The following is a 9,457-nucleotide window of genomic DNA, read 5'->3' as shown; positions in this document are numbered from 1 at the left end:
GTCAGGGGGTGAGCGAGAGGATGCGGTCGTCGCCTTGGCGGGGGGAGCCGCGGCCGTCCTTGTTGCTGGTGCCGACCCACAGCGTGCCGTCGGGGGCGGTGGCGACGGCGCGCAGACGGCCGTAGCGGTCCGTCAGGTGGGCCACCGGGCGGCCGGCCGAGCCGTCCTGCCCCAAGGGGACCTGCCAGAGCCGTTCGCCGCGCAGCGCCCCCACCCACAGCGACCCGTCCGCGTACACCATCCCCGAGGGCGAGGCCTCGGCGGTGGTCCAGGTGAGGATCGGGTTCACGAAGCGCGGGTCGTCACCGCGCCCCTCGACCTCGGGCCACCCGTAGTTCGCCCCCGCCCTGATCAGGTTGATCTCGTCGTAGGCGTTGGCGCCGAACTCCGAGGCGTACAGCCGCCCGGACGGGTCCCAGGCCAGCCCCTGGACGTTGCGGTGCCCGTAGCTGTAGACGAGCGTGCCGAACGGGTTGCCCGGCGCCGGCGCCCCGTCCGGGGTCATGCGCAGGATCTTGCCGCCGAGCGAGTCGCGCTGCTGGGCGAGCTCGCCGTCGCCGACCTCGCCGGTGGTGGCGTACAGATGCCCGTCGGGCCCGAACGCGAGCCGCCCGCCGTTGTGGATGCCGCCCTTCGGGATGCCCCGCACGATCACCCGAGGCTCCGCCAGGGTGTCGCCGGTCAGCCGGTAGCGGACGATCCGGTTGTCCTGCTCCGCCGTGTAGTAGAGGAAGACCTGGTCGCCCCGCACGGCCACGCCCATCAGCCCGCCCTCGCCGTCGGGCCGCACCCCCTCGATCGTGGCCAGCTCCCGTACGTCGCCGGCCGGGCTCACCCGCAGCAGGCGGGCGGTGTCGCGCTCGGTCACCAGCGCGTCGCCGCCGGGCAGGAACGCGATCCCCCACGGCACCGACAAGTTCGTCGCCACGTCCTTCGGCTCTCCGGGGGCGGCCTGGGCCGACACGGACGCCGTGGGCGACACCTCGCCACCTGCGGAACACGCGGTGACAACGGCCATGAGCATGATCGTCCAGAGCTTCCTCATGTGTTCCATACTTCCCTCGGAGTCGTAAGGTTCTCGGCATGAAGACCTGGGTTCCGTCCGATGCGGTGGCCGACGCGCTTGGTGACCTTCCGGGGGTCGAATGCGTGGTGTACGACGGCACGTCCCCGATGCCGGAAGGCGTGGCGGACGTCGAGGTGTGGATCCCGCCGCTGCTCGGCGTGCCGGACGTGCCCGCGACGCTGGCCAGGATGACCTCGCTGCGGCTGCTGCAGACCGTGACCGCGGGCGTGGACGCGTACCGGCCGCACATGCCGCAGGGCGCGGTGTTGTGCAACGCGCGCGGCGTCCACGACGCCGGCACCGCCGAGTGGGCGGTCGGAGCGATGATCGCGGTGCTCAGGGAGTTCCCCGCCTTCGTCGACGCCCAGCGCCGCGGCGAGTGGACCTACCGCCACACCGGCGTGCTGGCCGACTCGACGGTGCTCATCCTCGGCTACGGCTCCATCGGCGCCGCGCTCGAGCGCCGCCTGGCCGGCTTCGAGGTGGAGGTCGTCCGGGTGGCGAGGAGCGCCCGCGACGGCGTGCACGCCATGGAGGAGCTGCCCGCGCTGCTGCCCGCGGCCGACGTCGTCGTGCTGCTCGTGCCGGCCACGCCCGACACGGCGGGGATGGTGGACGCCAAGTTCCTCGCCCGGATGAAGGACGGCGCGGTGCTGGTCAACGCCGCGCGGGGCGGCGTCGTCGACACCGACGCCCTGGTCGCGGAGCTCAAGTCCGGCAGGCTGCGGGCCGCGCTCGACGTGACCGCGCCCGAGCCGCTGCCCGAGGGCCACCCGCTCTGGACCGCGCCCGGCGTGCTGATCACCCCCCACGTCGCGGGCAGCACCCCGGCCTCCGGGCGGCGCATGCTGCGCCTCCTGCGCGCCCAGCTGGAGCGTTATCTCGCCGGTGAGCAGCTGATCAACGTCATCACCGAAGCGTACTGAGAGGATTCCGGAAAGTGTCAGGTCCGTGACCTTCGGTGCGTACGGTTGCGCTTGCGGGAAGTTCCTGACTCACTGTCAAGGAGTTCTTGGCGGCAATTGGTCTGTGTGGTTATCAGATCGGTGACGACATCGGCGTTGTCACCACCCGCGCACCCACGACCGCACACACTGGCGAAGTGATCGACCGGACTTCGGCGGTCGCAGGTGCAGAGTACGAGACGGGATGGGCAACGACTGTGATCCGCTGGCGTGATCCACGGGTGCCGCCGGCCGCCGCAGCGGCCGCAGGCGTGGTGGCGGTCGCCGCCGCGCTCCTGGCGCACGCTCCTGCCTCGGTCACCGGCGCGGTCGCCGGAGGCCTCGCGGCGCTGGTCGCCGCCGCGTCCCTGCTGGTCGTCTCGGTACGCCGGGCGGCCACGGACCGTCAGACGGCCTCGGCCGCACGCTGGATGGGCGGCGGCGCCGTCATCTGGGCCGCCGGGGTGGCGCTGCGGCCGTTCGCCGAGAGCTTCGTCGTCAACTTCGCCGACATGTTCGTGCTGCTCGGTACGGTCGTCACGGCGGGCGGCGCGCTGGTGGCGGCCGACCGCGTGTTCCCCGCGGCCTCGGCCCTGCGGCGCCTGAGCGACGCCTACCTGTGCACGGCGTCGATCTTCCTCGTCGGCTGGGTGGTGGCGCTGCGGTCGGTCTACGCCGACACGGGCGACGCCGGCACGTTCACGCTCGCCCTGCTGCCGCCGATGCTCGCGCTGCTGGTGACGTGCGCCGTGATCCCGCCGGTGCTCACCGGCAAGTCGTCCTCCTGGCTGCTCGGCGTGGCCGGCGCGGGCGTGCTGGTCGCGATGACCGTGGCCGGGGTCGGCACGGCGGTCGCCCGGCTGCGCGACGGCGAGCCGCAGTTGTGGAGCGTCATGCTCGCGCCCGTCGTGTTCCTGCTGCTCGCGGCGGTCCCGTGGGGTCCGCGCCCGCGGGTGGCCGGCCGCGCCGTGATCGGCCATGCCGTCGCGCTGGCGCCGCTCGTGCTGGTGTCCGTGGCCGCCTGCACGATGCTCGCCCACCTGGCGGGCGGCCGGCCGGGGCAGCCCGTGACGGGCGTCGTGGTGGTCGCGGTGTCGGTGGTGCTGCTCCTGCTCGTGCGCCTGTTCGTGCTCGCCGCGGTCAACTCCCGGCTGCGCGGCCTGGTCCGCACCGGCGAGCGCCAGCTCAGGGAGCTGGCCGAGAGCACCGGCGACGTGGTGTTCATCTGCGACCACGACGGCGTCGTCCACGAGATGGGCCCCGGCGTCGAGGTCACGTACGGCTACCCTCCCGACGAGCTGGTCGGCGGCTCGATCTTCGACTACATCCACCCGGAGGACGTGCCGGGCATCCAGCTCGCCATGCGCGCGATGCACCCCGACGAGGAGACCCCGTCGCCGGGCGCGTGCCTGATCGCCTGCCGCGTGCGCGCGGCCGACGGCACGTGGCGGCCCACCGAGTCGGTCGCCACCCGCCACGTCGGCGGCGACGAGCTCATGCTGGTGACCACCAGAGACGTCAGCGACCAGGAGGCCCTGCGCAACCAGGTCGCCCACCTGACGTTCCACGACGGCGTCACGGGCCTGCCCAACCGCGCCTACTTCGAGGAGCGCACCCGCGAGGTGCTCTCCGGCCGCACGTCGGGCAACGTCGCGGTCATCTTCCTCGACCTCGACGGGTTCACCTCGGTCAACGACTCGGTCGGCCACGCCAGCGGCGACTACCTGCTCGGCCAGGCGGCCCGCCGGCTGCGCGGCGCCGTACGCGCCGACGACACGCTGGCCCGGTGGGGCGGCGACGAGTTCGCGGTGCTGGTGGAGACCGGCGGCGAGGCGCAGGTGGCCGTCGACCTGGCCGAGCGGCTGGTGCGCACGGTCTCGCAGGAGCCGTTCCGGGTGGCCGACCGCGACGTGGCGCTCACGGCGAGCGTCGGCGTGGCCTTCACCGAGGACGACATGCCGGCCGGCGACCTCATCCGCAATGCCGACGTGGCGATGGCACGCTCTAAGGCGCTGGGCGGCCGGCGCGTCGAGGTGTTCGCCGCCCAGATGCACGCCGACGTCGTACGCCGCCTGGAGCTCGCGGCCGACCTGCAGCGGGCGCTGATCGAGCAGCAGTTCGCGATCGAGTACCAGCCGGTGGTCGACCTGGCCACCTCGCGGGTGACGGCGGTGGAGGCCCTGGTGCGCTGGTTGCGCGGCTCGGAGTTCGTGCCGCCGGAGCAGTTCCTCGGCCCGGCCGAGGACACCGGGCTCATCGTGCCGCTGGGCGAGTGGATCCTGCGCGAGGCGTGCCGCGAGGTGGCCGCCTGGCGGGCCTCGTCGTGGGACATCGGGCTGTCGCTCAACCTGTCGGCGCGCCAGATCACCGCGCCCAGATTCGTCGAGACCGTGGCGGAGGCGCTGGCCGAGAGCGGGCTGCCCGCCTCGGCGCTGACCCTGGAAGTCATCGAGGAGATGCTGGTCGAGGACGCCGACGAGACCGTCCGGCGCCTGTCGGAGCTGCGCTCGCTCGGTGTGCGGCTGGCCATCGACGACTTCGGCACGGGCTACGCGTCGCTCGCGTTCCTGCGGCAGCTGCCGGTCGACATGATCAAGATAGATCCGTCGTTCGTGGCGGGGCTGGGCAGCGACGACACGCTGACCCTGCTCACCCGGACGATCGTGCGGCTCGGCCACGACCTCGGGCTCACCGTGGTGGCCGAGGGCATCGAGCGTCCCGAACAGCTCGAGCTGCTCAAGCAGATGGGCTGCACGCGCGGCCAGGGCTTCCTGGTCGCGCGTCCGATGGCGGCGCGCGGGGTCGACTCGCTGATGCGGACGAGTCTCACTGTTTGAGACGTGGTGTCCACCAAGTTGACACCGGGGCGTTCGGAGCGGCTATGGTGTTGAGCATGCTTCGCAGTGAGATTCTCGTAGTACTTCGCCGGCGCGCGGGCCGATAGCGAAGCACGACGACCTGCGCGCCGCCCCAGCCCCGCCGTTCGGTGGGACGGGGCATTTTTTATGTCCTTAAGCGAGTAGCCACGCAAGGAACGAGCCGATGACCGAACGGATGACAGGTGCACAGGCCCTGGTCAGGGCGCTGGAGCACGTGGGAGTCGACACAGTGTTCGGGATCCCGGGCGGTGCCATCCTCCCGGCCTACGATCCTCTCTACGACTCGACCAAGGTCCGGCACGTGCTCGTACGGCATGAGCAGGGCGCGGGGCACGCGGCCGAGGGTTACGCGCAGGCCACCGGCAGGGTCGGGGTGTGCATGGCGACGAGCGGCCCGGGGGCGACCAACCTGGTGACGCCGATCGCCGACGCGTTCATGGACTCGGTGCCGATCGTGGCGATCACCGGCCAGGTGGCGTCGTCGATGATCGGCACGGACGCGTTCCAGGAGTCCGACATCTCCGGCATCACCATGCCGATCACGAAGCACAACTTCCTGGTCACCGACCCCGACGACATCCCCCGTACGATCATGGAGGCCTTCCACATCGCCTCCACCGGCCGGCCGGGCCCCGTTCTCGTGGACATCTCCAAGGACGCCCTGCAGGCGGAGACCGAGTTCCGCTGGCCGCCCACCATGCAGCTGCCCGGCTACCGCCCCGTCACCCGGCCCCACTCCAAGCAGATCCGCGAGGCCGCCAAGCTGATCGCCGAGTCCAGGCGCCCGGTCCTGTACGTCGGCGGCGGCGTGCACAAGGCCCGCGCCTCGGCCGAGCTGCTGGAGCTCGCCGAGCTGGCGGACATCCCGGTGGTGACCACGCTGATGGCGCGCGGCACGTTCCCCGACGGCCACCCGCAGCACCTCGGCATGCCGGGCATGCACGGCAGCGTCTCGGCGGTCGGGGCGCTGCAGAAGTCCGACCTGATCATCGGCCTGGGCGTGCGCTTCGACGACCGGGTGACCGGTGACCTGTCGTCGTTCGCGCCGCACGCGAAGGTCGTGCACGCCGACATCGACCCGGCCGAGATCTCCAAGAACCGCCACGCCGACGTGCCGATCGTCGGCGACTGCAAAGAGGTCATCACCGACCTGATCGCCGCGATCCGGGCCTCCGGCCAGAAGGGCGACTACAGCGACTGGTGGAAGCTGCTCAACGGCCTCAAGGAGACCTACCCGCTGGGCTACGACACGGCCGAGGACGGCTCCCTGGCCCCGCAGTACGTGATGGAGCGGCTGAGCGCGATCGTCGGCCCCGAGGCGTACTACGTCTCCGGCGTCGGCCAGCACCAGATGTGGGCCGCGCAGTTCATCGACTACGAGAAGCCCGGCACGTTCATCAACTCGGGTGGCCTCGGCACGATGGGCTTCGCCGTGCCGGCCGCGATGGGCGCCAAGATGGGCCGCCCCGACGCCACGGTGTGGGCCATCGACGGCGACGGCTGCTTCCAGATGACCAACCAGGAGCTCGCCACCTGCGCCATCGAGGGGGTGCCGATCAAGATCGCCGTGATCAACAACGGTAATCTCGGCATGGTGCGGCAGTGGCAGACGCTCTTCTACGACGAGCGTTACTCCAACACCGACCTGCAGACCACGCGCCGCATTCCCGACTTCGTCAAGCTGGCCGAGGCCTATGGTTGTGTGGGCCTGCGCTGTGAGCGTCCGGAGGACGTGGACGCCGTGATCGAGAAGGCCATGGAGATCAACGACGTGCCCGTCGTGATCGACTTCGTCGTCCACCAGGACGCCATGGTCTGGCCCATGATCGCCGGTGGCGCCAGCAACGACACCATCCAGATCGCCATCAACATGGCGCCGAAGTGGGAGAACGAGGAATGACCAGACACACGCTGTCGGTGCTTGTCGAGAACAAGCCGGGTGTCCTCGCGCGGGTGTCTGCGCTGTTCAGCCGCCGCGGGTTCAACATCGACTCGCTGGCGGTCGGGCCCACCGAGCACGACGACATCTCCCGCATCACCATCGTGGTGAACGTCGAGGAGCTGCCGCTGGAGCAGGTCACCAAGCAGCTCAACAAGCTGGTGAACGTCCTGAAGATCGTCGAGCTCGACCCGTCGCAGTCGGTGCAGCGTGAGCTGATGCTGATCAAGGTCAAGGCCGACGCCGAGAGCCGCTCCCACGTGCTGGAGCTCGTCCAGCTCTTCCGGGCGCGCTGCGTCGACGTGGCGGCCGACGCCGTGACCATCGAGGTCACCGGCACCCACGACAAGCTCGAGGCGTTCATCAAGGTCCTCGAGCCGTTCGGGATCAAAGAACTCGTCCAGTCGGGCATGGTGGCCATCGGCCGCGGCGCCCGTTCCATCACCGACCGGTCCCTCAGGGCATTGGACCGTACCGCCTGAAAGGTTTAGAGCAAGTGACCGATATTTACTACGACGACCAGGCCGACCTGTCGATCATCCAGGGACGCCACGTGGCCGTGCTGGGGTACGGCAGCCAGGGCCACGCCCACGCGCTCTCGCTCCGCGACTCCGGCGTGGACGTGCGCGTCGGCCTGCCGGAGGGCTCCAAGAGCCGCGAGAAGGCCGAGAACGACGGCCTGCGCGTGCTCACCCCGGCCGAGGCCGTCGAAGAGGCCAACCTCACGATGATCCTCGCGCCCGACCACATCCAGCGCCACCTGTACGCCGAGCACGTCGCCCCCAACCTCGTCGAGGGGGACGCGCTGTTCTTCGGCCACGGCCTCAACATCCGCTACGGCCTCATCGAGGCGCCCGAGGGCGTCGACGTCTGCATGGTCGCCCCGAAGGGCCCGGGCCACCTGGTCCGCCGCCAGTTCGAGGCCGGCCGCGGCGTGCCCGTGCTCGTGGCCGTCGAGAAGGACGCCTCGGGCAAGGCGCTCGACCTCGCGCTGTCGTACGCCAAGGGCATCGGCGGCACGCGGGCCGGCGCGCTGCGCACCACGTTCAAGGAGGAGACGGAGACCGACCTGTTCGGCGAGCAGGCCGTGCTGTGCGGCGGCGTCTCCGAGCTGATCAAGGCGGGCTTCGACACGCTCATCGAGGCCGGCTACCAGCCCGAGGTCGCCTACTTCGAGTGCCTGCACGAGATGAAGCTCATCGTCGACCTCATGTACGAGGGCGGCATCTCGAAGATGTACTGGTCGGTCTCCGACACGGCCGAGTACGGCGGCTACACCCGCGGCCCGCGCGTCGTCAACGACGAGACGCGTCAGGAGATGCGCCGCATCCTGGCCGAGGTCCAGGACGGCACCTTCGCCCGGCAGCTCGTCGAGGAGTTCGACGGCGGCCAGCAGGAGTTCAAGCGTTACCGCGCCGAGCTGGCCGAGGATGCGATCGAGAAGACCGGCGCCAAGCTCCGCCCGATGATGAGCTGGCTCAAGGCCTGACCGTGTCACGAGCGCGGCGGGCGGGGGAGCACCTCCGCCCGCCGCGCTCTTCTCTTGCCGGTGGCCCGGCCGCTGAGTCCGTGCGTGCCGGCCCTCGCGGAGCTAGCGTCTTTCACATGCCAGAAATTTCTTCCATGTGTAAGAGGGGGCGCGATCTCCGTGAAGGCCATCCGCTACGAGGCTTACGGGCCGCCTGACGTCCTGCGGCTCACCGACGTCCCCAAGCCCGAGGTGGGCGACGACGAGGTGCTCGTCCGGGTGCGGGCGGCCGCGGTCAACCCGGGCGACCTGTTTCTCATGCGCGGCACTCCGTACGTCCTGCGCGCCGTCGCCGGGCTGACCCGGCCGAAGGTCCACGGGCTGGGCAACGACCTGGCGGGCGAGGTCGAGGCGGTGGGCGGGACGGTCACCCGGTTCCGCCCCGGCGACGAGGTCTACGGCTGCGTCCGTGGCGCCTTCGCCGAGTACGTCACCGTCCGCGAGACCGGGCCGCTGACGCGCAAACCGGCCGGGCTGACGTACGAGCAGGCGGCGGCCGTCCCCACGTCCGGCATGACGGCGCTGCGCGCCCTGCGCGACGAGGCCGGGGCCGGGCGGCGGGTGCTGGTGAACGGCGCGGCGGGCGGGATCGGAACGTTCGCGGTGCAGCTCGCCAGGGCGTACGGGGCCGAGGTGACCGGCGTGTGCGGCCCAGGCGGCGCCGCCCTCGTCCGCTCGCTCGGCGCCGACGTCGTCGACTACACCAAGGAGGACTTCTCCCGTACGGGCCGGCGCTACGACCTGATCCTCGACAACGTGGGCAACCGTTCTCTCGCCGACTGCCGGCGCGCGCTCGCCCCGGAGGGCGTCCTCATCCCCAACAGCGGCTCCGGCGGCCGCTGGTTCGGCCCGATGGGCCGCATCATCACGGTGAAGCTGCTCAACCCCTTCGTCCGCCAGCGGTTCGCCACGTTCGTCACGCGCGAGAACGCGGCCGACCTCGACACCCTGCGCGACCTGCTCGAATCGGGCAAGATCACCCCGGTCATCGACCGGATCCACCCGCTGGCCGAGACCGCCGAAGCCGTCGCGTACGCCGAGCGAGGCCACGCCCACGGCAAGGTCGTCATCACCGTCTGACCACCCCCTGGTCCGTGATAA

7 protein-coding genes are annotated in these 9,457 nt (G+C 71.0%); 6 read left to right on the top strand and 1 reads right to left on the bottom strand.

Annotation, left to right across the window (positions count from 1 at the left end):
* Position 1 precedes the first annotated feature (1 nt).
* Positions 2 to 1,054, bottom strand: a complete 1,053-nt coding sequence (locus tag C1J01_RS06305; protein WP_438943093.1) for a PQQ-dependent sugar dehydrogenase — start codon at positions 1,052 to 1,054, stop codon at positions 2 to 4.
* 29 nt (positions 1,055 to 1,083) lie between these two features.
* Between C1J01_RS06305 and C1J01_RS06300 the strand changes: the two genes are divergently transcribed.
* From C1J01_RS06300 to C1J01_RS06275, 6 genes are all read left to right on the top strand, one after another.
* Positions 1,084 to 1,992 carry a 2-hydroxyacid dehydrogenase gene (locus tag C1J01_RS06300; protein ID WP_111176981.1) on the top strand — a complete coding sequence of 303 codons (909 nt, stop codon included), beginning with the start codon at positions 1,084 to 1,086 and terminating at the stop codon, positions 1,990 to 1,992.
* Between the two features lie 236 nt (positions 1,993 to 2,228).
* Positions 2,229 to 4,847 (top strand): putative bifunctional diguanylate cyclase/phosphodiesterase, encoded by a 2,619-nt coding sequence (locus tag C1J01_RS06295; protein ID WP_235854289.1) that lies wholly within the window; start codon positions 2,229 to 2,231, stop codon positions 4,845 to 4,847.
* A 205-nt stretch (positions 4,848 to 5,052) separates the two neighbouring features.
* On the top strand, positions 5,053 to 6,789 hold the full coding sequence (locus tag C1J01_RS06290; protein WP_111176979.1) for an acetolactate synthase large subunit: 1,737 nt from the start codon (positions 5,053 to 5,055) through the stop codon (positions 6,787 to 6,789).
* The gene (gene ilvN / locus C1J01_RS06285) at positions 6,786 to 7,310 is read left to right on the top strand and encodes an acetolactate synthase small subunit (RefSeq protein WP_111176977.1); all 525 of its coding nucleotides are present in this window, start codon (positions 6,786 to 6,788) and stop codon (positions 7,308 to 7,310) included. Before C1J01_RS06290 ends, ilvN begins: the two co-directional genes overlap by 4 nt.
* 23 nt (positions 7,311 to 7,333) lie before the next feature.
* On the top strand, positions 7,334 to 8,317 hold the full coding sequence (ilvC, locus tag C1J01_RS06280) for a ketol-acid reductoisomerase (protein ID WP_111176995.1): 984 nt from the start codon (positions 7,334 to 7,336) through the stop codon (positions 8,315 to 8,317).
* Between the two features lie 159 nt (positions 8,318 to 8,476).
* Positions 8,477 to 9,436, top strand: coding sequence for an NAD(P)-dependent alcohol dehydrogenase (locus C1J01_RS06275; protein WP_111176975.1), 960 nt, complete (start codon positions 8,477 to 8,479; stop codon positions 9,434 to 9,436).
* Positions 9,437 to 9,457 lie beyond the last annotated feature (21 nt).

This window comes from Nonomuraea aridisoli (assembly GCF_003236395.1).
Taxonomy (GTDB): Bacteria; Actinomycetota; Actinomycetes; order Streptosporangiales; family Streptosporangiaceae; genus Nonomuraea; species Nonomuraea aridisoli.
Note: the sequence above shows the minus strand (reverse complement) of the source record. Positions and strands in the feature narration are given on the sequence as shown.